The sequence below is a fragment of the Streptococcus sp. 10F2 genome, assembly GCF_054331515.2.
This window is the reverse complement of the sequence record NZ_JBTGGE020000011.1, coordinates 15938-40084: the sequence shown is the minus strand read 5'-3', so window position 1 is coordinate 40084 and position 24147 is coordinate 15938. Positions and strand designations below refer to the sequence as shown.

Below are 24147 nucleotides of genomic sequence, written 5' to 3'. Positions count from 1 at the left end.
GGGCAGTAGTCAAGTAATTATAGCACTAACCTGAACGAAGTTCAGCGAACGCCTTTAGGCGTCGCTAGAGAGAACCGGCTTATAGCCGGTGTACAAGCCACCCGTTTTCACGGGTGGTTTTGACTCCAAGCTCATTTTTAGTTTCTACTGCCTACTGCAGCTTGAAACGTCTGCTCTAAAAGCATCGCAATAGTCATAGGGCCAACGCCACCTGGAACTGGTGTTAGAAATGCTGCTTTGTCTTTTACAGCTTCAAAGTCTACATCTCCAATTAACTTCCCTTCCGCATTGCGATTCATACCCACGTCAATGACAACCGCACCTTCTTTGACAAAGTCAGAACCTACAAAGTGCCCTCGTCCAATCGCAACTACTAAGATATCTGCTGCACTGGCTAATTGAGCCAGATTTTCAGTCTTAGAATGAGCAATGGTAACAGTCGCATCTGCCGCCAAAAGCATCTCTGCCATAGGCTTGCCAACAATATTACTGCGGCCAATTACCACAGCTTTTTTTCCTGCAGGATTGATTCCATATTCCGCAAGTAAGGCCATGATCCCAGCAGGCGTAGACGGAACCCGTAAAGGATCTCCGGTCCACAAGCGTCCTACGTTGAAAGGATGAAAACCATCAACATCCTTAGCAGGATCAATCGCCTCTAACACTAAATCTTCACGGATTTGTGAAGGAAGCGGCAGTTGAACAAGAATACCATGCACGCTAGTATCCTGATTTAATTCTGCCAATAATTCCAATAGTTCTTCTTCAGTCAAGCTATCTGGGTAGCGCAAAACACGACTTTCAAAACCCGCCTCAATGGCTGCCTTCTCCTTATTACGGACATAGACCTGGCTAGCTGGATTCTCACCCACTAAGACTACTACCAAGCAAGGCTTCAACCCCTCTTCTACCAATAACTGAGCCGTCTTTTCAGCTAAGGCTGCTCGTTTTTTTAAAGCTAAAGCTTTTCCATCCAAGAGTTGCATGTGGTTCCTCCTTGTTCAAACTGAATCTATTCCCATTTTACCACTTGCTGAATGAATCTTCTAGAAGTTCTGCCTTAAAAGACAAAATGACTACAGACTTCACCGACTTATAAAACTTTACTCAAGAAATTCTGAGTTCGCTCTTCTTGACTATTGTCAAAAATAGCTTCAGGAGTCCCGTCCTCGACAACACCACCACCATCCATGAAGATAACCCGATCTGCAACTTCACGAGCAAATCCCATCTCATGAGTCACAATAACCATCGTCATACCAGATTCAGCCAATTCCTTCATGACAGATAAAACTTCACCAACCATCTCTGGATCGAGGGCTGAAGTCGGTTCATCAAATAACAGTAAATCTGGGTCCATAGCTAGTCCACGGGCAATCGCAATTCGCTGTTGCTGCCCACCTGACAGAGACTGAGGGTAAGCATTGGCTTTATCAGGCAAGCCGACTTTCGCTAGAAGCTCTTTTCCTTTTTCTTCTGCTTTCGCCTTGCTGATTCCTTTCGTTTTGATAGGGGAAAGGGTAATATTTTCCAAAACAGTCATATTTGGAAAAAGATTAAATTGTTGGAAAACCATTCCCATCTTTTCCCGCATTTTGAAAAGGTCATTTTTGGAATCTGTAATATCAACGCCTTCAAAATAGACATGACCTTTGGTCGCCTCTTCTAGCAAATTCATCGAACGAAGAAGTGTTGATTTCCCACTACCTGAAGGGCCAATAATAACAACGACTTCTCCCCGATGAATCTCTAAGTCAATACCTTTTAAAACCTCATTTTTTCCGAAATATTTATGAAGGTCTTCAATTTTTAAAATGGTTTCAGTCATTATTTCTTCTCCTCTTGTTTGAGCCGATTTTCAAACATTTTCAAAAGCAAACTAAGCACACTTGTTAGGGCAAGATAATAAGCTGCCGCAACCAATAAGGGAGTCAAAGATTGATAGGTTGTGGTCGCAACAGTCTGGGCTCCATTCCAGAGTTCCATAACGCCAATCGTTGCAAGAAGTGAACTATCCTTGACAATAGTTACAAACTCATTCCCCAAAGCTGGAAGAATATTTTTAACAGCTTGCGGGAGAACAACATAGCGCATGGCATTAGCCGGACGAATTCCCAATGAGTAAGCCGCTTCTAACTGCCCATTTGGAACTGCGTTAATACCAGCACGAACTGTTTCAGACACATAAGCTCCAGAGTTCATAGACAAAATAACAATCCCTGGAATCAAACGCGTCAAATCCACCTGTAAAATTCCAATCTGAATCGATGGAGCCGTTAAATGAGTTAGGGCAAAAGCAATCATAATTTGAACCAACATCGGTGTTCCACGAAAGACCCAAACATAAATATTCGCAATCCATCGTAAAACAGCCCATTTTGAGCGTTGAGCAAAAGCTAAGAGAACCCCTAAAATTGTTCCAAAAAAGACAACAAAAATAGAGACAATAATCGTTACCAAAGCCCCATAGTTAAAATAAGGCAAAAACTGAGGTAAAAATGAAAATGACATGAAAATACCTTTCAACAAAAAATGTAAATATGAAGTTATTCTACCAAAAAGCCAGAAGGCTCACAAGATGCATCAGCGAGAATATGAAAAAGGAGGCTGGGCAAACCTTCCAGCCTCGACATTCTCGTTCATCATAAATCTTTGACATAGTCATTGATTGGGGCAAACAGCAGAACTATCGGTTGAGTAGACAACATAGAATTTAGAAAGCAAATCATAGTTGTCCGTGTTTCATCACACCACCCGGTATTCTTTTCATAAAGACACTAGTTCGGACTTCGCTCATTTCAACAAAATCTATAGGACTTCAGCATACTATCAGAGTAGGAGTTACTAGTAACAACCTCTTTTTAGATCATTGAAAACCTAAAAATTAGATAGCAAAGGTAATCTAGGTAGTGACGACAACTTAGACAAAAGAGCTGTGACAGATTCTTCTGCTACCAACACGAACTCTTAATATAAAAGCTCGTAAATTTCCATTGCAATCAAATCGATACTGTCAAAAGTGAATGTCTCACGTGCTTCGACATCTCGTAAGGTAAAGATTGAACCGAGTTCTTCATCCTGGCTATAGGAAACTTCGGCAACGACTACACCGTCTCGTTCAAAATTTCGTTTCAAATTGCCGCCATCTGTCGCCATCTTTTCAAGACGATTGATAATGCGTACCAAATGTGATTCCATTACGTTTCTCCTATTTTTTAAATTCTTACTAAGTATACCATAGAATTACTGAAAATTCTAGGATACTTCTCCATTCTCATCCCTTTTCAAACTCCAAACCGACTTTGGAGTAGCCACATCTGAGGTAAAATTCCCCAGTTCTTTCTCCATCCAAATCATGTCATACCATTTGCTAAATTTATAACCAGCTTGTGGGAAATGGGCTACTTTCCTATAGCCACGCTTTGTATGGAAAAATTCACTTGCACGAGAACTATAGGGATCCTCTTTAGGGCCTAAGCCTATGCAAGCCTTGATAGATAAGATTCCCATTTCCTGGAGATAGGTTTCCAATCGATCATAGAGCAAATGCCCCAGTCCTTGCCCTTTCATGTTCGAATCCACATAAATAGTAGATTCGACTGACCAAGCATAAGCGGCAGCTGAACGAAAAGGACCTGCGTAGCAGTAACCTCGGATACGCCCCTCTACTTCTGCTACAAGATAGGGATAAAAAGACTGAATGGCCTCCATTCGACTTCGGAAAACCTCTAGGCTAGGAACTTCATGTTCAAATGATATCGCTGTCTGCTCCACATAATAAGCATAAATGGCTAATAGCTCCTCAGCATCAGCGAGCTGCGCAAATCTTACTCTAACCTCCATATGGGCCTCCTTTTCTTTATTCTAAAAAAACAAAGCGGATTGGTCAAGGCTCCCCTATTTCATACTTTTTACTTGCAAAGTCTCAAAAAGGTGCTATAATCGATAGTAGATAAATTTGACCTTTATTGACCAATAAAGGGTGTCTCTCGAATAGAAAGGAGCATTTATGCTTTGTCACAATTGTAAAATGAACGATGCTACCATCCATCTCTATACTAGTATTAATGGTCATCAGCAGCAAGTTGACCTCTGTCAAAATTGCTACCAAATTATGAAATCTGACCCGAATGCGTCCTTGCTAAAGGGCTTAAACTCCAACTCTAATGATCCTCTAGGAGAATTCTTCCAAAATTTAGGAAATTTCCAACGTCCTGAACCAGAGGAAACAGGAAACCGACCAGGTCAAAGAGAGCGAGCTTCTCAAGCCAAACCAAGACCAAAGGGAATTCTAGATGAGTTTGGAATCAATGTCACAGACATTGCCAAACGTGGGGACATCGATCCCGTTATCGGCCGAGATGAAGAAATCATTCGAGTGATCGAAATTCTCAATCGTCGTACTAAAAACAACCCCGTTCTTATTGGAGAACCTGGTGTTGGTAAAACAGCTGTCGTTGAAGGACTCGCTCAAAAAATTGTCGACGGAGATGTACCGCAAAAACTTCAATCCAAACAAGTCATTCGCCTAGATATGGTCAGCCTCGTTCAAGGTACCGGTATCCGTGGTCAGTTCGAAGAACGAATGCAAAAATTGATGGAGGAGATTCGGCAACGTGAGGATGTTATCCTCTTTATTGATGAAATCCATGAAATCGTCGGAGCAGGAAATGCTGGCGACGGAAATATGGATGCCGGAAATATTCTCAAACCTGCTCTAGCTCGTGGAGAACTACAACTAGTTGGTGCAACCACCCTCAATGAATACCGGATTATCGAAAAAGATGCTGCCCTAGAACGTCGCATGCAGCCCGTTAAAGTAGACGAACCGTCTGTAGCTGAAACTCTGATTATCCTCAAAGGAATTCAGAAAAAATACGAAGACTATCACCATGTCAAATATACAGATGAAGCTATTGAAGCTGCCGCTGTACTATCCAACCGCTATATCCAAGATCGCTTCTTACCTGATAAAGCCATCGACCTCTTGGATGAAGCAGGTTCTAAAATGAACCTAACCTTGACCTTTGTCGATCCTAAAGAGCTAGATGAACGTCTCATTGAAGCAGAGCGACTCAAGACTCAGGCAACTCGTGATGAAGACTTTGAAAAAGCAGCCTACTATCGTGATCAGATTGCTAAATACAAAGAACTTCAAAAAACTGAAATCCATGACCAGGATATGCCTGTCATTACCGAAAAAGTTATTGAAGCGATTATTGAGCAAAAAACCAATATCCCAGTTGGTGACCTCAAAGAAAAAGAGCAATCGCAATTGGTTAATCTTGCTGATGACCTCAAAGAACATGTCATCGGACAGGATCCAGCAATCGACAAAATTGCCAAAGCGATTCGTCGCAATCGAGTTGGCCTTGGTAGTCCAAACCGTCCAATTGGAAGCTTCCTCTTCGTTGGTCCCACAGGTGTTGGTAAGACCGAACTGTCTAAACAATTGGCCTTAGAGCTTTTTGGTTCTACAGATAGCATGATTCGCTTCGATATGAGCGAATATATGGAAAAACACAGTGTAGCTAAATTAGTTGGTGCCCCTCCAGGTTATGTGGGCTACGATGAAGCTGGCCAACTAACCGAGAAAGTTCGTCGTAACCCTTACTCCCTTGTCCTCTTAGATGAGATTGAAAAAGCGCATCCAGACGTTATGCACATGTTCCTTCAAGTCTTGGATGATGGACGTTTGACTGATGGTCAAGGACGAACTGTCAGCTTCAAAGATACCATCATTATCATGACTTCCAACGCAGGTACTGGTAAAGTCGAAGCCTCTGTCGGATTTGGTGCCAGCCGTGAAGGACGGACCAACTCTGTCATGAATGAATTGGGGAACTTCTTCAGCCCAGAATTTATGAACCGCTTTGATGGTATCATTGAATTCCAAGCACTTAGCAAGGAAAATCTCCTTCAAATTGTTAACCTCATGTTAGAAGATGTCCGTGAGCGACTTGGCAAAAATGGCATCCAACTAAGTGTCACAGATAAAGTCAAAGAAAAATTGGTCGACTTAGGATATGATCCTAAAATGGGAGCTCGCCCACTCCGTCGAACTATTCAAGATCATATTGAAGATTCCATTACCGACTACTACCTAGAACATCCACAGGAAAAAGACTTAAGAGCCGTGATGCAAAACGGACAAATCATGATTAAGTCTACTCAAAAAGTGGAAAAAGAGACCGAAAAAGTAGAATCCGAATAAGAAAAAGCGATAGGAATAGGGAGTTGGAAACACAAACAATGATAGTTTGCGTCAACGAAATCTCCCAACTACATCTTAGAGGCTGGTACTTGAGTCCAGCCTCTGTTTTCCACAAATTCATCCTCAGCAATTTTTTCTTCGTTTTTCTTTTTAAAAAAGGTGAGCCGTTAAAAATCATGATATAATAAAGAAAAACAATTTAATCTTAGGAAGGTTTGCTTATGACAGTTCCTTATTTTGGTAAGAAAGATCCTGACGTTAACTACACAGCTCGCTATGGGGTCTATGCGGTAGTACCTGATGCTCGTCGCGAGCAGGTTATCTTAGTTCAAGCTCCAAATGGTGCCTGGTTTTTACCCGGAGGTGAAATTGAGGCTGGTGAAAATCATTTAGAAGCTCTCGAGCGAGAGTTGCTCGAAGAACTAGGTTTCAGTGCGCAAGTTGGTCAGTACTATGGTCAAGCTGACGAGTACTTCTATTCTAGCCATCGAGATACCCACTACCACAATCCAGCCTTTATTTATGAAGTGAAATCCTATACCGAGGTCGGTCAACCCTTGGAAGACTTTAATAATTTAGCCTGGTTCCCTATTAACCAAGCCTTTCTACACCTAAAACGTGGTAGTCATCGTTGGGGTCTCCAACAATGGCAACAATCTCTAAATCAATAGTTTGCTCAACTAGAAAGGTGTCATTATGAAACTGATCAATACAAACTCCAGTCATAAACAACTCATTGAGAGGCAACTTGAAAACACGGATGCAACCTTAGTAGAGACTTTCTCAGCAGGTAATACAGATGTGATTTTCACAAAAGCTCCTACCCACTATGAAATCTTAATTACCAATAAACACCGAGCTATTCGTGAAGTAGAAATTGAAACCATCCGAGATTTCTTCCTCAAGCGGCGTATTCAAACAGATCATGTTCGCAAGGAAGATATCAAAACCCTCTACTCTGATAAACTAATTGAAATCTCCATTCCAATCAAGTAGTCAAAAAGGAATCTCTAGTCTAAACCCTAGAGATTCCTTTTTGCTTACTCAGTATACACTTCTTATGACACAAACTCCCCTGCTGGATCCACGGCCAACAGGGGAGTTTTCAAATCTATAAGCCCATAAGTTCTCAAGAAAGCGAGACTTATTTTTGTGGTACTTCGAATCCTTCAACGACTGCTTCAGAGAAGTTTTCTTCAAGGATTGAAGCACAGTGATCACAGACCATAACAAGATTTGGATTGCTATTGGTTCCAACGCTTGGATCAACACGACGACAGCGTTGACATACTTGTCCTTCTGCGGCTTTAACTTCAAAAGCAACATCTTCGAAGCTAAGAGCATGTTCAGATGCTGGCTCAGAGGATAGGGTCAGTTTGGAAACAATCAACAATTGTGCTAAATCTGTATCCAAGGCTTCCAAAGCAGCTGCCAATTCTGAACTTGGGTAGACAACTAATTCTGCTTCAAGTGATTTACCAATGACTTTCTCAGCACGAGCCTCTTCCAAAGCTTTTTGTGCTTGTGAACGGAAGGTAAAGAAGAGTTCCCACTGCTCTAATACCTGATCAGCATTCTCAAACGTTGTAACCTCAGGGAGATCTGTCAATTGTACAAAGTCAGCTTCTTCAAATTCAAGGTAGGACCAAATCTCTTCAGCAGTATGTGGAAGAATTGGTGTCAAGAGCTTGGTCAATTTCACAAGAATATCATAGAACACTGTTTGCATCTGACGACGCTCTAGAGATTTTGCCCCTTCAATGTAAACCACATCTTTCGCAAAATCAAGATAGAAGGCAGATAAATCAACTGTTACAAAGTTTACAACTGCCTTATACACATTGAGGAAGTTGAAATCATCATAGGCCTGACAGATTGCTGCTACAACTTGATTAAAGCGAATAGTCATGTACTTATCAACAGACCGAAGTTCTTCAAAGACAACTTGATCTTGAGTCGGATTAAAGTCAGAGGTGTTAGCAATTAAGAAACGTAGGGTATTACGAATCTTCCGGTAAGTCTCTGACACCTGGCTCAAAATATCCATGGAGATACGGACATCATTGCTTGTATCAACACTACTTACCCAAAGACGAAGGATTTCAGCACCAAACTGTTTTTCCACATCACTAGGCAAGATTGTATTTCCTAGCGATTTAGACATTTTTTCACCCTTACCATCCAAAACAAAACCTTGGGAAAGAAGCTGTTTGTAAGGTGCTACTCCATTATTGGCAACGGAAGTAATCAAGGAAGAGTTGAACCAACCACGATATTGATCAGATCCTTCTAAGTAGAGATCAGCTGGATATTGAAGTTCTTCACGATTATTCAAGACTCCGTTCCAAGAACTTCCAGAGTCAAACCATACATCCATGATATCTGTTTCCTTGGTGAAGACCCCATTCGGAGAACCTGGGTGACTATAGCCTTCTGGTAAGAGGTCCTTAGCTTCACGAGCCCACCATACTGAAGCCCCATGCTCTTCAAATAATTGAGCAACATGTTCAATGGTTTCAGCTTCCATAATAGCAGTTCCATCTTCTGCATAGAAAATTGGAAGAGGAACCCCCCAGGCACGCTGACGTGAGATAACCCAATCGCCTCGATCACGAATCATATTATAAAGACGTGTCCGCCCCCACTCCATGTGGAATTTCACTTGATCAATTTGATCCAAGATTTCTTGACGGAAATCAGATACAGATGCAAACCATTGAGGAACTGCACGCCAGATAATTGGCTTTTTCGTCCGCCAGTCAAATGGATAGGAGTGTGTGATTTCTTCTTGAGCCATCAATAAATCACCAAGTTTTTCCACTACTGTCGGCAATACCTTACCATAGAACTGACCAGCAAATTCAGGACCAGCATTCTCCATCATGATTCCACGTTCATCAACTGTAACTGCTACTTCAAGACCATTGGCAACCCCAACATGGTAGTCGTCCTCACCAAATCCAGGAGCCGTATGGACAATACCTGTACCTGAGTCTGTTGTAACATGGTCACCCAGAATAACCAACTCATCGACTTCTGTATCCCATGGATGTTCTGTAACAATATGGTCCAGTTCTTTACCCGTATAGCGAGCTACTACTTCTACATCTGACCAGCCGAATTTTTCTGCAAGCTGATCTAGCAATTCTTCAGCAAGTACAAAATGACGGCTATCTCCTGCTACAGCAACCTTCACATAGGAAATGTCTGCTCCAACTGTCAAACCACGTGAAGCAGTGATTGTAAATGGTGTAGTTGTCCAAACAACAATATAGGTATTTGTATCCAAGACACCTTTACCATCTTTGACCTTATTGGCATAATAAAGAGAATTAGAGGTTACATCATGGTATTCGATTTCAGCTTCCGCAAGAGCAGATTCAGATGACCATGACCAGTAAACAGGTTTAGCCCCACGGTAGATGTAGCCTTTTTCAGCCATCTTTCCAAAAACACGGATTTGAGCTGCTTCATAATCTGGTGTTAAGGTCGTATAAGGATGATCCCAATCTGCAGCAACACCTAGACGTTTAAAATCAGCTTTTTGTTTTTCCACTTGTTCAAGAGCATAGTCTCGACAAAGATTCAAATAATCGACCAAATCCATTTCCTTGCGTTTAACACCTTGTTTGGCTAAAACTTGTTCAATTGGAAGACCATGAGTATCCCAACCAGGAACATAAGGTGCATAGAAGCCAGACATGGATTTAGAGCGAACGATAATATCCTTAGAAATCTTATTGAGGGAGTGACCTACATGGATATTTCCATTGGCATAGGGAGGTCCATCATGAAGAATAAAGGATGGTTTCCCTTGATTTAATTCTAACCGTTTTTTGTAAAGTTCTGCCTTATCCCATTCCTCTTGCCAAAGAGGTTCTTTAGTTGGCAACCCAGCTCGCATTGGAAAAGCTGTTTTTCCTAAATTTAAGGTTTCTTTTAATTTCATATCCAATCCTTTCTATAAAAAAACACACCTTGCCATTCCCTAAGGACGACAAAGCGTGGTACCACCTTACTTTAGTAAATTGGACTCACAGTCTCCAATCTACCCTCTTCGTCGATAACGGAACGACCCGTCCACACTTACTTAGTACATTTCAGTGTAGAGTTCATGAAATGATAATCGAAACAACAGGGAATGTAGGTCTCACACCAACACCTACTCGCTAGAATTGTATTGATTCAATCGTGTTTTCATGGAACTAAATCATTATAAAAGATCGACTTTTTCTTTTTCAGCCGAATCAACTGCATCTAGAGCAGCGTTTACATCTGCAGCTAAGCCTTGGTAAGACTGTGTTTCAGCCATTTGATTTGCTGATGCAATACGGTTTTGTAATTCTGCAACTTCAAGTGGTGAAAATTGACGAGTCATGTCAATTGGTTCCTCATGTGAAACAGCTTGGTCTTCTCCAAGAGCAGATACAACTACTTCACGGAATGCTTCATCACTCGTTTGAACATAGGTCGCTGTTGGTTGCAAAATATTTTCCCACTCTGGGGATGTAATGACACTCAATTGACTCTCTACTGCAGAACGAATTTGTTGATGGAAAATACGTGTTTTATTTTTCAACTCTTCCGTCTCAACTGCAACTTTCTTGGCATTGTCTGTAGCATGACGAAGAATTTCGTTTGCCTTAAATTTAGCATCATCCAAGAGGCGTTGAGAATCTTGTTCTGCCTGACGAATAATGTTATTAGACTCATCAGAAGCTGTTTGTTTCACCTTTTCAGCTGCATCTTGCGCAATCAAAACAGATTGGCTAAGCGAATCTTTCATTTCGTCAAAATAGAGTAAGCGCTCTTCTAAATTACGAACTTGCTCATCTTTTGCAACCAACTGCCGAGTCAAGTCTTCAAATTCTCGAATCAAAATATCCAAGAAATCATCAACTTCATCTACATCATAACCACGAAACTTTGTCGTGAACGATTTATTACGGATATCTAATGCTGTCAGTGCCATATTCTCTCCTTATTTACGTGCTAATATCTTTAACTCTACTTTCATTCTACCAGATTTTGAAAGACCTGTGGACTCTCCGACATAAACTCTTCCCTTACTCCGAATACTGACTCTATCACCAGCCTTTATTGGATAAGAGACATCTGTTCGTTCCTGGTAATTAACCTTTACTTTATTGGATTTAATTAATTGTGCCGCCTTACTTCGACCTACTTGAAAAGAAGAAGCGACCAAGCGATCCAAGCGAAGGCTATCTACAAAAATGGTTTTTGTCTGAGCCTCTTCTTGAACTTGCAGTTGTTCAGATTTGGAAATCACATTCATCTTAACACCTAGACGACCAATCTTCCGAACTTCTTGAAGTACAAGTTCTACTATCGGACGTTGCATGAAAATCTGAACTTGATCTTCCCCAATTAGAATATCTCCAAAAACACGACGGTCCAAGCCTGTCTGATGGAGTAGGGAGCCCAATACTTGAGGATGGGTTAGATGCCCAAATTGACTCATAAAGTCAATCGATAACAATTCTAATTCAAAATCATCAGGATTTAATTCATAATAACTAGGTGCTAAAAGAACGCGAGACTGCTCACTTGGCCATAAGTCCGCCGAATCAAACACGTTCAGCTCCCTATGACTGGCCAGATTTCTAAGTAATGAAACCTGATGCGGATTTAGAAAATCTGTCAATACCGGAATGTATTGATTCTCTACCCGCTCAATCCACTCCCAAGCCTTTTCTAAAAAAAGCTGATCGCCTGCTGTTACATGTTGCGATACATTTTTTAAATTTTTTACCATGCGAAAAACAAAGCCGGAAGTACATGATCACGAATTAAATTTAGTAAAAATAAAACTGCAAAGACCGTCCAATCCAAACCAAAGAACTGAAGGGGTAAGTTTCGAAAAGGCCTTAAAATAGGACTGACGATTCTAATCAACCAGTAGCCTAAAGGTGTCCGCAGAGCACCTGGAAACCAAGACAGAATAATGTAAGCTACCAAAGCTAAATCTAATACATTCAAGAAAAGAACGAGAGTCCGATAGATATAGTATAGGATATTCATTAGCGTCGTTTCATATCGAAATCAAATTCGATTGTTTGATTTGTTGTTCCCTCAGCTAGCTGAAGGTCTTCAACATTAATGACAACATTTGAAGGAGTTAAGAGATAAATCCCATTTGCAACTTTTTTCAAATCTCCAGATAGAACATATCGTGCTCCATCCAAATAATCTAAACAGCGACGTGCTTGAACTTCTGTCATGTATTGAAAGTCAATCAAAACACTTTCATTTTGAAGGAGAAGATCCAAAAATTTTGGAGTCTCTTCATAACGTCGTGGGTAACGAACATAAATAATGTGTTTTTCTTCCGGAGATGATTGGCCATTCTGACGGGCCAATTCTTCTTGTCTCGCATGTAAATCTGTGATGTTTTGTGGTCTACTTGTATTCATAGTTTGTGTTTCTCTTTCTTCTGTACTTCGGTTGACAGGCGACTTCTGAGGTAGAGAAAGGGTACCTTCAGAAGTTTTTATGTGAGGTAAACTGGATACATTTGAGAGAGTTCTACGCTCTGCCTTGTCTTCCATTTGTGCCTGTATTGCTTGGTCAGTTTTGTCTGCTAAGCTTGTTTCCGAAAGAACTTCTACAGGCTCTTCCTGGAATCCGCCTTCGTCTTCAACAAACAGACCCTTTAAATAGACACCAATATTTCTAAAAAAATCGAGTACTCTGTCCATAATTTTCCTTTTGTCACTTATTCAAAAAGAAGGCTGCCAATTCGAACGAAGGTGGCTCCCTGTATGGCTGCCAACTGATAGTCTGAGGACATTCCCATACTTAACTCAGTAAACGGCATTCCTGGGATTTTTCTTTCTGCTAATTCTTGCTGCAAGATACGAGTCTGATTAAATAATTGATCAATTTCGGATGGTTCTGCTTCAGCAGGTGCCATCGTCATCAAACCAACTAATCGAATCTTATCAAAAGCAGCGATTTCTTCTAAAGCCGAATCAATATTTTCTATAAAGAAACCATGCTTGCTTTCCTCACGAGAAAGATTTACTTGTAAAAAACAAGCAATCGGTTTTTCAGCCCGTTTTTGAATTTCTCTTGCTAAAGAGACGGAATCCAAGGCATGAAAGTAGTCCACATGATTGATGACATCTTTTACTTTTCTTCTCTGTAAACTACCAATAAAATGCCAGGTAATGGGAAGGTCAGATAACTTATCTTTTTTAGCAAGAAATTGAGGGACACGGTTTTCACCTAAGTGGTAAAAACCAGTCTCCTCAACAAGTTGTCGTGTAACATCTGCATCCACATATTTTGTGACCGCAATAATCTGACATTCTCTTGCTGGACTAACACTTTTTCTAACCGCCTCCGTTACTTCTTCTTTAACGAGTTGGGCTTGTTTTTGAAAATTCATTTTAACGATTCCGGAAAAATGGTGGTGTTTCTAGCTCATCATCATCTAAATCATTTTGTTCTTGATAACGCTCTACACTAGAACCTGTTGGTGTTTCAGTTTGACGTGTAATCTGATCACGACGAAGATCCCAATTTCCAAATGGTGAAATAGCTGGCGCTTCACTTTGACGAGGACGACTTGAAATCGGCATATCTACTGATTCATTCAAATCGTAGGCACGATCAAATTGACCTTGATTTGCTTGAGCTTGTTTAGGCTCAGGACGACTAGGAGTTCCTGATACACCAGCCACCTGCTCAACTTTATCTTGACGAACGCCTGTTGCGACAACAGTAACGCGAATCTCGCCTTCCATATTTGGATCAATGGAGGTTCCCAACCAGATATTAACACCATGACCAGCGGCTTGATTCACAATTTCAGATGCTTCTTCAGCCTCTGTCAAAGCCATATCCATACCACCAGTCACGTTAACAATAACATCCTCGGCACCATCAATTGTAGTTTCCAATAGTGGTGAATAGATGGCCTTACGAGCAGCTTCCATCACCCGCTCTTCACCCGTTCCAATTCCGATTCCCATAAGGGCATTCCCCTTATTAGCCATAACCGTTTTTACATCCGCAAAGTCAAGGTTAATCAAACCAGGATTGGTAATCAAATCTGTAATTCCTTGAACACCTTGTCGAAGAACATTATCAGCTTCACTAAGAGCTTCCATCAAAGGTGTTTTCTTATCAACAATTTCAAGAAGATTATTGTTAGAGATGATCAAAAGTGTATCAACATGTTCCCGCAATTGATTAATTCCCTCAACTGCAAAATTCCCACGTTTACTTCCCTCAAAACCGAATGGACGAGTGACAACACCTACTGTCAAAGCACCTAGCGATTTTGAAATACGAGCGATTTCAGGGGCTGCACCTGTTCCTGAGCCTCCCCCCATTCCAGCAGTAATAAAGACCATATCAGATCCTGAAAGTGCCTCGTTTAGGACTTCTTCACTTTCAAGTGCTGCTTCACGTCCAACCTCCGGTTGTCCTCCAGCACCTAGACCACGAGTCAATTTTGGACCCAATTGGATAACAGTTTCTGCCTTAGAACTGCTTAGAGCTTGAACATCTGTATTCGCTGCGATAAATTCTACACCAGCGACTCCTTCGTCAATCATACGGTTAATGGCATTTCCGCCACCACCTCCGACACCAATTACTTTAATTACTGCGCCTTGTGCTGCAGCTGCGTCAAATGAAAATGACATCTTGTTTCTCCTTAATCAAACATTGAATTTAACAGTCCGCGGACCCGATCACCAAACTTACCGGTAGTATTTTCTTTTTTAACAGGAATCTCTGCATCTATTTCAGGCAATTCCTGAGTCGTATGTGTTGGTTGAGGTTGTTGGACTGGTTCAGGACTAACTTGAACTTGTGGCTGTTGCACAGGTGCTACTGCAGCTTTGGGACGAAATGCAATCGTTCCTTGTTGTGGACGAGTAAATTCGCCATGAACTGCTGCTTGAGCCAATTGATCCACTTCAGTCATATTTCCTGCATACTCTGCCAATGAAATAACATTCGCAAAGGCTGGATTTCGAATTCCAATTTGGTTCGGTACAAATAACTTCACAGGAACTTCAAAAATTTCCTGTGCCAATTCTACAATACCTGGTAGAATAGCTCCACCACCTACAATGACAATCCCTCCTGGGAGGTCTAGTAAATGATGTCTTTCAAGATTTTGCTTAACCTGATCAAAGATATGACGAACACGAGCAGAAATGATTTCTGCTAAATATTTTTCTGTGACTTCAACTGGTTCTACTTCACCAATAACATCTACTTGGAAACTATCATGAGCACTTGAAAGAGAGGGATAGGCTTCCCCGTAATTCATTTTTAATCCTTCTGCAGTTGCTTGAGAAGTTCTTAATACCTTGGAAATATCTTTCGTAACGTATTCTCCACCCTCTTGATAGATGTGGGTAAACTGAAGCTCTTGATTTTTAACTGCAGCTACAGTGGTTTGACCGCCTCCCATATCGATAACAGTCGCACCAAATTCCCGTTCACCTTCATTCAAAACAGATTTACTCATAGCAAGTGGAGAAATTACAATATTATCTAATTTCAGACCTGCCCGTTCCACTGTTTTGCGTAAATTATGAAGAATAGTTCGTGGACCAGTATAAAGAAGCCCACGCATTTCTAAACGAGTCCCCATCATACCTCGAGGATCTCGAATCCCTTGGAAACCATCCACAATAAACTCTTCTGGTACAAAGGTAATAACCTCACGATCTGGGTTCATGCTCTTAGTCACTGCAGACTCTACCACATTTACCACATCCATATCGGTAATTTCTTTGGTTTCATTGGTGACCGGAATCATACCTTGTGTTGGCTCAATTTTCAAAAGACTTGCAGGTAAGCCGACATTAACCGTTGCAATCGCAATGCCTGCCTTCTCTTCTGCCTGATCAATGGCTTTTTTGATGGCAGTGGCTGCAGCTTCGATGTCGACTACGATTCCATCCTTAACACCAGCACTTTTTGCATTGCTGACACCAATGACATTCATTTCTTCATTGATATATTCGGCGACCAACACCTTGATGGAACTAGTCCCAATATCTAATCCTGTAAAGAAGCCATCTCTAGCCATTACATACTTCCTCTCTTCTCATACAATCTTCAATCAACTTGAACACTTTTAAGCGTGCTAATCACCGTACATTATAACACAAATACACGAAAATAAAAGATTTTTTCTATTAATTTTGAGTTACAGTTGTGAGGGCTCCGACTTGATTGACAGCCATCTCTAAACCAGATTCTTGTGCTGTTTTTTCATCACTAGTCATTGGATACCCGTAAGCACCTGCCTCCATATCAATCATGGTGGGCTCTTGCAAGTTTTTAACAATCGAAGGATAGTAGGTTAATTTCCGGCTCAGTTCAGATAATGGAACCAAAACCTGATGCCCATCTCTCATCGTTAGAGTAACCAAATCTTCTGAGGCTTTAGAGGCACTCGATTTGATTTCCTGAATATTCTCCCGTACTTCCTGATTTAATTGTAATAGCTGTTCGCTCAAAGTTGGATATAACTCTTCATCTACCAATTGAGTTCGAATAGCATCGCTTGGCATTTCATGTTCCGCAACTTCTTCATCTACTTTTTGACCATTAGCCAAAATCGGAAAAGCTTTCTGATTCTCTATCTGGTAAGCAACAATCGCATACTCTTCGATTTGGATTGGGAAAGTCGTTGGAAACTGGTAACCAACCGAAACCTGCCGTACCCAAGGACTGGCTTTCTGAATACGCTTCGCAAAATTCTTTCGGTTCGTCAGAACTGTTATCGTATAATCTCTTTCATCCACCTTCGTCGCAGCTATAACCTTAGACTGGTCCTGATGATCACTGCCTGAGACTGTGAACTGCTTCATTTTCCCGTAAGGACTAATAAAATATGCTGAAATGACTGTCAGAAACATAAAGAAAAGAAAGACAGGAATTAGCCGAGCTAAATGACGGCGAGCTTTCCGAGTCTGCTCTCGGTTCTCTTGTTTTTGGATTTTTCGAGCTTGACGCTGGTTTTGTTTAGCTTGCTTCTGAGCCTGTCTTTTTGCTCGCTGCGCTTGACGTTTTTGAAGCTGAGCTGCTTTTTTGGCTTGACGTGCAGAATCTGTCAGATTCACTTGTTCCTGTTTCTGGCGGGCAATGGATTGGACTTTCTGCTCTTCTTCTAAAATTTCTTTAGCCATTGGGTCCACAATCCGACCTAGACGCTGATTAATATTCCGTTGCCGTTCACGTTCTGCCCGAATCCGTTCAGTATCTTGAGCCGCTTGATATTCTCGGTTTCTCCTTTCCCATTCTTCGCGATGAGAGGAACCTTTTTTATCCTCGTCAGACATCAGTGGCCTCCTTTATCAATCTCATTCATTAATACTTGGTAAAAAGCATCCAGACTAATCAAATCCACACTTTGAGCCATAGCATCTTGGAAAGCTTCAGAATTTTCTTGCACCTGGGTAATCGTTGCTTGTAATGTCTCCAAGTTTAAATCTGGCTCTTGAATGGTCAGACTGTAGCCTTTTTTCTCAAAGTAGGCCGCATTTTCCAACTGATCTCCGCGACTCGCTTCTTTCCCCAAGGGAACAATGATATGAAGTTTCTCCAAAGCGACCAGTTCAAACAAGGTATTCGATCCCCCCCTTGTAATGACCATGTCTGCTAATTCCAATAAATCTCGATACGTTTCACGCGCAAAAGCTAAACGATAGAGCCCAGAACTAGACTCTTCCAAGTCTTTATGCCCTGTCAAATTAATAATGTTATAGGCAGCCAAAAGAGATTCTCGATTTTGATCCACAAACTCATTAAAAACCTTGGCCCCTCCGGATCCGCCGATAAAAAGGAGAGTTTTTTTCTCAGAATCAAAGAGTTCTTCAGCCATCTCTTGTATCTCACTTGAGAGGTTGTGATACCCCTTTTCCACCTTGGAAATAGCACCCACATGCTCTGCACGGGTATACTCTCCTTCCAATTGAAAAGTCGAGAAGAGACGCTTCGAAAATTTATAGGCAATTTTATTGGCTAAGCCCATCGTCAAGTCTGACTCATGAATGTAGACCGGAATTCCTAGTAATTTAGCTGCAACTACAGGTGGAACAGATACAAACCCTCCCTTAGAAAATAGAGCTTGAGGACGAATTTTCAAAAGGTAAAAGAAGGATTGGAGCACTCCCCAGGCAACTTTAAAGACATCCCAAAGGTTCTGCCAAGAGAAATAACGACGTAATTTTCCCGTTGCAATCGAATGGAATTGAACATTTAACCCACTTTTTTCTAATTGCTCAAATTCAATTCCTTTACGATCCCCAATATAGTGGACTTCCCACCCGTTAGCGATAAACTTCGGAATCAGAAGCAGGTTCAAGGTCACATGACCCACTGTTCCTCCTCCCGTAAAGACGATTTTTTTCATGCTTATTCTAACTCCTTCACTGCTTTTAGGAAGACTTCCCCTCGTTCTTCAAAGTTCTTATACATGTCCCAGCTAGCATTAGCTGGACTGAAGAGAACAACATCTCCTTTTTGAGCCAGGTCAAAGGCTATGTTAGTTGCCGCTGCTACTTCTGAAGCAGGGTAGCTTGCGACCCCTGCTTCTTTAGCTAAGGCTTCTAAACGAGGAGCGACTTGCCCTAATAGAACCATAGCCTTCAGTCCGTGAATATCCGGAAGTAACTCACTCAAGTCATTCCCCCGATCCAAACCACCAGCAATCAAAATGACCTTGGAATTATCAAAACCAGACAAAGCCTTCTGCGTCGCTAAAATATTCGTGGACTTGCTATCGTTGTAGAAACGGATTCCATTGATTTCGCCAACTTCCTGCAAACGATGCTTGACCCCTGAAAAAGTCGATAATGCACGCGTAATAGCTTCGTTCTCTACTCCTAATTGCTTAACCACCAAGATTGCTGCTAAGGCATTCTCAATATTGTGCTCGCCTGGAACCCCTAGCTCAACGGCTGGCATAATCCGTTCACCCTTATACACTAAATGCCCCTCGTCCAAGTAAGCCCCGTCAACCTTTTCCTTAGTTGAAAAGGCAAGAACTTGTGCCTGTGTTTCCTTCGCCAAGTCCTGGCTAAGGGCTTGATTCCAATTCAGAATTAGGAAATCATCTGCTGTCATTTGAGATTGGATAGCCCATTTAGCATCCCTATACTCTTCAAACGATTCATGGTAATCTAGATGGCTTGGCAAAATATTATTAATTACTGCAATATGGGGATGGAAACTCTCTACTCCCATCAATTGAAAACTGGACAATTCCATCACCACCTGCTGCTCTTCTGTAACGTCAGGTAAAACTTCAGAAGCTGGGTAACCGATATTACCCGCCAAAACTGGTTGACGCCCAGCTTCTTCCAAGATTGCTGCTACCATCATGGTTGTCGTTGTTTTCCCATTAGAACCAGTGATTCCAATAATAGCGTGAGGATACAAACGACTAGCCACTTCTACTTCAGTCCAAATAGGGAATCCAAGTTCCTTTGCCCGGACAACCATAGGGTGGCTATAGGGAATTCCAGGATTTTTAACCATTAGGTCAAATCCCTCATCTAAGAGTTCCAAGGGATGCCCCCCCGCTACTACTCGAATACCTTTTTCTAACAATTCCTGCGCCTGAGGACTATCCTCTAGGGCCTGCCCTTCATTAACAGTCACATTAGCTCCAAACCGATCCAAGAGCAAAGCGACTGCTCTACCTGACCGCGCTAAACCTAATACTAATACATTTTTTCCCGTAAATTCATTCACTTGCATCATATACTCGCTCCTTAACACAGTCTATTTTACCATTTTTCGAGCAAAAAACTCCCCAAGCTGCTAGACAACTTGGGGAAAAGCTTATTTTGGATTCCTAGGGAAAACCCTATTCCAATTGATTGTCGGGATAGGAATCGGTGGTTTACCTCCACCCTTAATAGATAAACGCCGTAAATCCTTAAGGGAGAAATAGGCTAGAGCCAACATACCCGCCCAAATAAAAATCTCTCCTGGAATACGAAAGAATTGAACGATTCCCACACCTAAAAGAATCATCAAAAGGACTCCGAGTAGTACGAGACTAACAATATTAAAAGTCCCTTTAATGCTTGAAGGAGCAGCAAAAATATAAAATAGCAGAATCAAAATAATAATGATAATGTAAAGCATATTTTTGAACTCCTTCTAAAAGGCTTTTATTCAGCCGCTGCTAATTTCTTTTTCTTATTGGCTTTTTCCCGCTCAGCCTTGTTCAGAATTTGTTTCCGAAGGCGGATTGATTCAGGGGTTACTTCCATGTACTCATCATCATTGAGGAATTCCAAAGATTCTTCCAAAGTGAGGATACGTGGCGTTTTAATGACAGAGGTTTGATCCTTAGTAGCTGAACGGACGTTCGTCATCTGTTTAGCTTTCGTAATGTTCACAGTCAAATCGTTCTCACGTGAATTTTCCCCAATAATCATTCCTTCATAAACCTCAGTACCTGGATTTACAAAGATAGTTCCCCGCTCTTCAATAGACATAATTGAATACGTTGTTGCTTTACCAGCATCAATAGAGACAAGAGCTCCACGGTGGCGACCTCCAATATCACCGGCAATGGCAGGTAAATATTGATCAAAGGTATGGTTCATGATTCCATAACCACGGGTCATAGACAAGAACTCAGTTGAATAACCAATCAATCCACGTGCTGGTACTAGGAAGACCAAACGAGTTTGGCCATTGCCAGTCGCAATCATATCCAACATCTCACCCTTGCGTTCCGATAAACTTTGGATTACAGAGCCTTGGTATTCTTCTGGAGTATCAATTTGTACACGTTCAAATGGCTCCATCTTGACACCATCAATTTCTTTGATGATAACCTCTGGACGAGATACTTGCAACTCATAGCCTTCGCGACGCATCGTTTCAATCAAAATTGACAAATGCAATTCTCCACGACCAGATACAATCCACTTGTCCGGTGAATCAGTCGGATCAACACGAAGGGATACGTCTGTTTGCAATTCAGCCAAGAGGCGCTCCTCTACTTTACGAGACGTCACCCATTTACCTTCACGACCAGCAAATGGTGAATTGTTAACCAAGAAAGTCATTTGAAGAGTTGGCTCATCAATTCGAAGAACTGGAAGTGGTTCAACTGCATCAACTGGTGTAATGGTCTCACCCACAAAGATATCTTCCATACCAGATACAGCAATCAAATCTCCAGCTTTTGCTTCTGTAATCTCACGACGCTCCAGTCCAAAGAAACCAAAGAGTTTGGTTACACGGAAGTTCTTCGTTGTTCCATCCAATTTGGATAAGGTAACCTGATCTCCAACCTTAATTTGTCCACGGAAAACGCGACCAATTCCGATACGACCAACAAAGTCGTTATAATCCAACAAGGAAACTTGGAATTGAAGGGGTTCTTCTGAATTATCAACTGGTGCAGGAATGTGATCGATAATCGTATCAAAGATCGGAGCCATCGTTTTCTCCTGATCTGCTGGATCATCAGACAAAGAAGAAGTTCCATTGATCGCAGAAGCATACACCACTGGAAACTCCAATTGGTCATCATCCGCACCCAACTCAATAAAGAGTTCCAAAACTTCATCTACAACTTCAGCTGGACGAGCAGAAGGTTTATCGATTTTATTAACCACCACGATTGGCGTCAAGTTTTGTTCTAAGGCTTTTTTCAAAACGAAACGGGTTTGAGGCATGGTTCCTTCATAGGCATCCACAACCAAAACAACACCGTCAACCATTTTCATAATCCGTTCAACTTCTCCACCAAAGTCCGCGTGACCTGGTGTGTCCATAATGTTGATACGAACACCGTCATAAGCAACAGCCGTATTTTTAGCAAGGATGGTAATTCCACGCTCTTTTTCAAGATCGTTGGAGTCCATAGCGCGCTCAGACAATTCAGTCCGTGCATCCAATGTTTCTGATTGTTTTAATAACTCATCCACCAAGGTTGTTTTCCCGTGGTCAACGTGGGCAATGATTGCGACGTTACGGATATCTTTTCTTAATGTTGACATGATTTCCTCAAATCTTTATAGTTTATCCAGAATATTATACATGAAATAAAATTTAGTGACAAGCCATGCCTATTGAGAAAGGGTTTTCCCAACGAAACTAAAAAAGAGGGATCCCCCTCTTTCCTATCAATTCATATTTTCCTTTACTTTTCCATTCCATGCTTCAAGGCCTCCGGCCAATAAATAAAGGTTCCGATATCCTTGCTTGTGAAGGTAGAAAATAGTATTGGTCACTGATGGACCCCGGTTATTGTCATAGAGCAAAATCGGCTTTGTTTTGGACAAAGCAGCCAAGCTCTGTTTGATTTGATTAGCGGGGATATTGCGAGCTCCTAAAATATGCTTCTTACGAAATGCCTCAGGTTCACGAACATCAATCAGTTGACTACTACGAATCATAGCCGCAAATTCCGCATTTTCTACCAAATTAGCTGCACGACGTAAGCGCCAATAATTAAAACCCATCCAAGCTAAAAATCCAAGTAGTACTATTAAAAAACCAATCATTTGTCTCTCTTCTCCTTTTCTTCAAGATAAGCTAGTTCTTCCTGATGTTCTTTTTTTAAAACCAGTTGAGCCTGAATATAATCCAAGCGGTCCATAATACCAGCATCATAGAGACGTTCCAACTCTATTTGTGCCAGCTCAATATCATAGAGTCGTTTGCCCATATAAATTACGAGGCCATAGCCCTTCAAAAATTGCTGAACATCATAAAAATTTTTCATAGGCTTAGTCTACTATAATTTAATCCCCCTCGCAAGATTTGCTGGTACTTTTCGAATAAAGAAATATGACAAGTTTCGTAATCTTCATCCTGGGTAGCAGTATAGCTTCTTTTTTAACCGCTTGGGCCGATCGCTATCCCAAGTCTATCCTCTATCCTCCTAGCCATTGCCAGACCTGTATGACTCCCTTAAACTGGTGGGACTTAATCCCCATCCTTTCCTACATCTACCTACGAGGAAACTGCCGTAACTGTCAGTCAGCAATTCCCTTATCCAATCTAGCAAATGAAATACAAGGGGGAATCTTAGCCTACTCGTGTTGGCAAAACTGGCTAAGCCCTTCCTGGACTCTCTTCCTATTTATGAGTCTTATGCTCAGTCACTTCGATCGTAAGTCCTGCTCCTTTCCCCTTTGCTTCTGGAGTATCCCTCACTGTTTCCTAACCCTAATACTAGGACTGCAGTATTCCCCTTTCTTCCTCCTCTGCATGCTCATTTTTTATATCTTCCCTTGGGGGATAGGGGCAGGTGACTGGGCCTATCTAGCAAGTCTAAGCCTACTACTTCCCCTCAATGCCTTGCTTATCATCCTCCAACTTGCTTCCTGTCTCGCTTTAATCGATTATTGGAGCAAAAAAAGAAAGGGAGCTTTGCCCTTTCTTCCCTTTTTACATGATGCCTGCCTGATTTGGTTATTATGGTCTCATTTTTCTTTCATCTAAAAATAAATACGTTCGATAGGCTAGGTAAGCACCAAGCGTATTGGTCCAGAGATCATCAATCTCAAAGACTCGGTTAAAATCCCAAAGATAATCCACCAACAACTGGGGCAACTCAATGGACAAAGAAAATAAGAATCCTAAGAGTAACGCTCCTTTAGCTGTTCTTAGGAAAGGCTTCAAGATTAAACATCCCAACACTAGGGGATAGAGTAAAAAAACATTCATGATATTTTGGACAATAATCTTGACAGCATGTAGTAAGCTGGTAGCCTGACCTAAATTCCAAAAACTGTTGAAGGGAATAAATAGAAAAGCTAATCGCTCCCGATAAAAGACACCCGGTGTAGGTAAAGCTGGATTCGGATTTTGTGGACTAAAACAAACTATTAGGATGACCACAGCATAGACTATCACTAACCAAATCCAAAATATCCGCGACTGCAGAAGCTTGCTCACAG

General features: G+C 41.5%; 25 protein-coding genes. 4 read left to right on the top strand and 21 right to left on the bottom strand.

Annotated features, from left to right (window positions below; translation table 11 throughout):
* Positions 1-137 precede the first annotated feature (137 nt).
* The 5 genes from ACXM1Q_RS03830 to ACXM1Q_RS03810 all read right to left on the bottom strand — a co-directional run bounded on the left by ACXM1Q_RS03830 (position 138) and on the right by ACXM1Q_RS03810 (position 3843).
* Complete coding sequence (locus ACXM1Q_RS03830) at positions 138-986, bottom strand: bifunctional methylenetetrahydrofolate dehydrogenase/methenyltetrahydrofolate cyclohydrolase (RefSeq protein WP_458516334.1); 849 nt, start codon at positions 984-986, stop codon at positions 138-140.
* 107 nt (positions 987-1093) lie between these two features.
* Positions 1094-1828 carry an amino acid ABC transporter ATP-binding protein gene (locus ACXM1Q_RS03825; RefSeq protein ID WP_458516332.1) on the bottom strand — a complete coding sequence of 245 codons (735 nt, stop codon included), beginning with the start codon at positions 1826-1828 and terminating at the stop codon, positions 1094-1096.
* Complete coding sequence (locus tag ACXM1Q_RS03820) at positions 1828-2511, bottom strand: amino acid ABC transporter permease (protein WP_458516330.1); 684 nt, start codon at positions 2509-2511, stop codon at positions 1828-1830. The genes ACXM1Q_RS03825 and ACXM1Q_RS03820 overlap by 1 nt, the downstream gene beginning before the upstream one ends.
* Positions 2512-2967: 456 nt before the next feature.
* Positions 2968-3198: a DUF1797 family protein gene (locus tag ACXM1Q_RS03815; protein ID WP_135037840.1), complete on the bottom strand. Its 231-nt coding sequence runs from the start codon at positions 3196-3198 to the stop codon at positions 2968-2970.
* Positions 3199-3255: 57 nt separating this feature from the next.
* Positions 3256-3843, bottom strand: coding sequence for a GNAT family N-acetyltransferase (locus tag ACXM1Q_RS03810; RefSeq protein WP_458516327.1), 588 nt, complete (start codon positions 3841-3843; stop codon positions 3256-3258).
* Between the two features lie 166 nt (positions 3844-4009).
* On the opposite strand from ACXM1Q_RS03810, the gene ACXM1Q_RS03805 reads away from it, so the two are divergent.
* The 3 genes from ACXM1Q_RS03805 (at position 4010) to ACXM1Q_RS03795 (ending at position 7210) form a co-directional block, all read left to right on the top strand.
* Positions 4010-6214 (top strand): ATP-dependent Clp protease ATP-binding subunit, encoded by a 2205-nt coding sequence (locus ACXM1Q_RS03805; RefSeq protein WP_458516325.1) that lies wholly within the window; start codon positions 4010-4012, stop codon positions 6212-6214.
* Positions 6215-6435: 221 nt separating this feature from the next.
* The gene (locus ACXM1Q_RS03800) at positions 6436-6885 is read left to right on the top strand and encodes an NUDIX domain-containing protein (protein WP_458516323.1); all 450 of its coding nucleotides are present in this window, start codon (positions 6436-6438) and stop codon (positions 6883-6885) included.
* A gap of 25 nt (positions 6886-6910) precedes the next feature.
* A complete protein-coding gene (locus tag ACXM1Q_RS03795) occupies positions 6911-7210 on the top strand; it encodes a DUF1827 family protein (protein ID WP_458516321.1) in 300 nt (99 codons plus the stop codon).
* A 148-nt stretch (positions 7211-7358) separates the two neighbouring features.
* Here the strand turns inward: ACXM1Q_RS03795 and ileS are convergent, their stop codons facing one another.
* From ileS to ACXM1Q_RS03720, 15 genes are all read right to left on the bottom strand, one after another.
* Entirely contained in the window at positions 7359-10163 is a 2805-nt protein-coding gene (gene ileS / locus ACXM1Q_RS03790; RefSeq protein WP_458516319.1) for an isoleucine--tRNA ligase, read from the bottom strand.
* A gap of 264 nt (positions 10164-10427) precedes the next feature.
* Positions 10428-11186 (bottom strand): DivIVA domain-containing protein, encoded by a 759-nt coding sequence (locus tag ACXM1Q_RS03785; protein WP_458516317.1) that lies wholly within the window; start codon positions 11184-11186, stop codon positions 10428-10430.
* A gap of 9 nt (positions 11187-11195) precedes the next feature.
* Positions 11196-11990, bottom strand: a complete 795-nt coding sequence (locus tag ACXM1Q_RS03780) for a YlmH family RNA-binding protein (protein ID WP_458516315.1) — start codon at positions 11988-11990, stop codon at positions 11196-11198.
* Positions 11984-12256, bottom strand: coding sequence for a YggT family protein (locus tag ACXM1Q_RS03775; protein ID WP_458516313.1), 273 nt, complete (start codon positions 12254-12256; stop codon positions 11984-11986). Before ACXM1Q_RS03775 ends, ACXM1Q_RS03780 begins: the two co-directional genes overlap by 7 nt.
* Complete coding sequence (locus ACXM1Q_RS03770; protein ID WP_458516338.1) at positions 12256-12783, bottom strand: cell division protein SepF; 528 nt, start codon at positions 12781-12783, stop codon at positions 12256-12258. Before ACXM1Q_RS03770 ends, ACXM1Q_RS03775 begins: the two co-directional genes overlap by 1 nt.
* Before the next feature lie 167 nt (positions 12784-12950).
* The gene (locus tag ACXM1Q_RS03765) at positions 12951-13625 is read right to left on the bottom strand and encodes a YggS family pyridoxal phosphate-dependent enzyme (RefSeq protein ID WP_458516311.1); all 675 of its coding nucleotides are present in this window, start codon (positions 13623-13625) and stop codon (positions 12951-12953) included.
* A gap of 1 nt (position 13626) precedes the next feature.
* Positions 13627-14889 (bottom strand): cell division protein FtsZ, encoded by a 1263-nt coding sequence (gene ftsZ, locus ACXM1Q_RS03760; RefSeq protein ID WP_458516309.1) that lies wholly within the window; start codon positions 14887-14889, stop codon positions 13627-13629.
* Positions 14890-14900: 11 nt separating this feature from the next.
* Positions 14901-16292, bottom strand: a complete 1392-nt coding sequence (ftsA, locus tag ACXM1Q_RS03755) for a cell division protein FtsA (RefSeq protein WP_458516307.1) — start codon at positions 16290-16292, stop codon at positions 14901-14903.
* 109 nt (positions 16293-16401) lie between these two features.
* The gene (locus tag ACXM1Q_RS03750) at positions 16402-17550 is read right to left on the bottom strand and encodes a cell division protein FtsQ/DivIB (RefSeq protein ID WP_458516305.1); all 1149 of its coding nucleotides are present in this window, start codon (positions 17548-17550) and stop codon (positions 16402-16404) included.
* Positions 17550-18623, bottom strand: coding sequence for a UDP-N-acetylglucosamine--N-acetylmuramyl-(pentapeptide) pyrophosphoryl-undecaprenol N-acetylglucosamine transferase (locus ACXM1Q_RS03745; protein ID WP_458516303.1), 1074 nt, complete (start codon positions 18621-18623; stop codon positions 17550-17552). Before ACXM1Q_RS03745 ends, ACXM1Q_RS03750 begins: the two co-directional genes overlap by 1 nt.
* A gap of 2 nt (positions 18624-18625) precedes the next feature.
* Complete coding sequence (murD, locus tag ACXM1Q_RS03740; protein ID WP_458516301.1) at positions 18626-19975, bottom strand: UDP-N-acetylmuramoyl-L-alanine--D-glutamate ligase; 1350 nt, start codon at positions 19973-19975, stop codon at positions 18626-18628.
* An 81-nt stretch (positions 19976-20056) separates the two neighbouring features.
* Entirely contained in the window at positions 20057-20365 is a 309-nt protein-coding gene (locus ACXM1Q_RS03735) for a DUF3165 family protein (RefSeq protein WP_458516299.1), read from the bottom strand.
* A gap of 26 nt (positions 20366-20391) precedes the next feature.
* Positions 20392-22239, bottom strand: a complete 1848-nt coding sequence (gene typA / locus ACXM1Q_RS03730) for a translational GTPase TypA (protein ID WP_135037211.1) — start codon at positions 22237-22239, stop codon at positions 20392-20394.
* A gap of 126 nt (positions 22240-22365) precedes the next feature.
* A complete protein-coding gene (locus ACXM1Q_RS03725) occupies positions 22366-22746 on the bottom strand; it encodes a rhodanese-like domain-containing protein (RefSeq protein ID WP_458516297.1) in 381 nt (126 codons plus the stop codon).
* Positions 22743-22967, bottom strand: a complete 225-nt coding sequence (locus ACXM1Q_RS03720) for a YqgQ family protein (protein WP_458516295.1) — start codon at positions 22965-22967, stop codon at positions 22743-22745. Before ACXM1Q_RS03720 ends, ACXM1Q_RS03725 begins: the two co-directional genes overlap by 4 nt.
* Before the next feature lie 65 nt (positions 22968-23032).
* Between ACXM1Q_RS03720 and ACXM1Q_RS03715 the strand changes: the two genes are divergently transcribed.
* Positions 23033-23689, top strand: a complete 657-nt coding sequence (locus ACXM1Q_RS03715; protein ID WP_458516293.1) for a prepilin peptidase — start codon at positions 23033-23035, stop codon at positions 23687-23689.
* On the opposite strand, the gene ACXM1Q_RS03710 is transcribed toward ACXM1Q_RS03715, so the two are convergent.
* Positions 23663-24145, bottom strand: coding sequence for a VanZ family protein (locus ACXM1Q_RS03710; protein ID WP_458516291.1), 483 nt, complete (start codon positions 24143-24145; stop codon positions 23663-23665). The two genes, ACXM1Q_RS03715 and ACXM1Q_RS03710, sit on opposite strands and share 27 nt — an antisense overlap.
* Positions 24146-24147 lie beyond the last annotated feature (2 nt).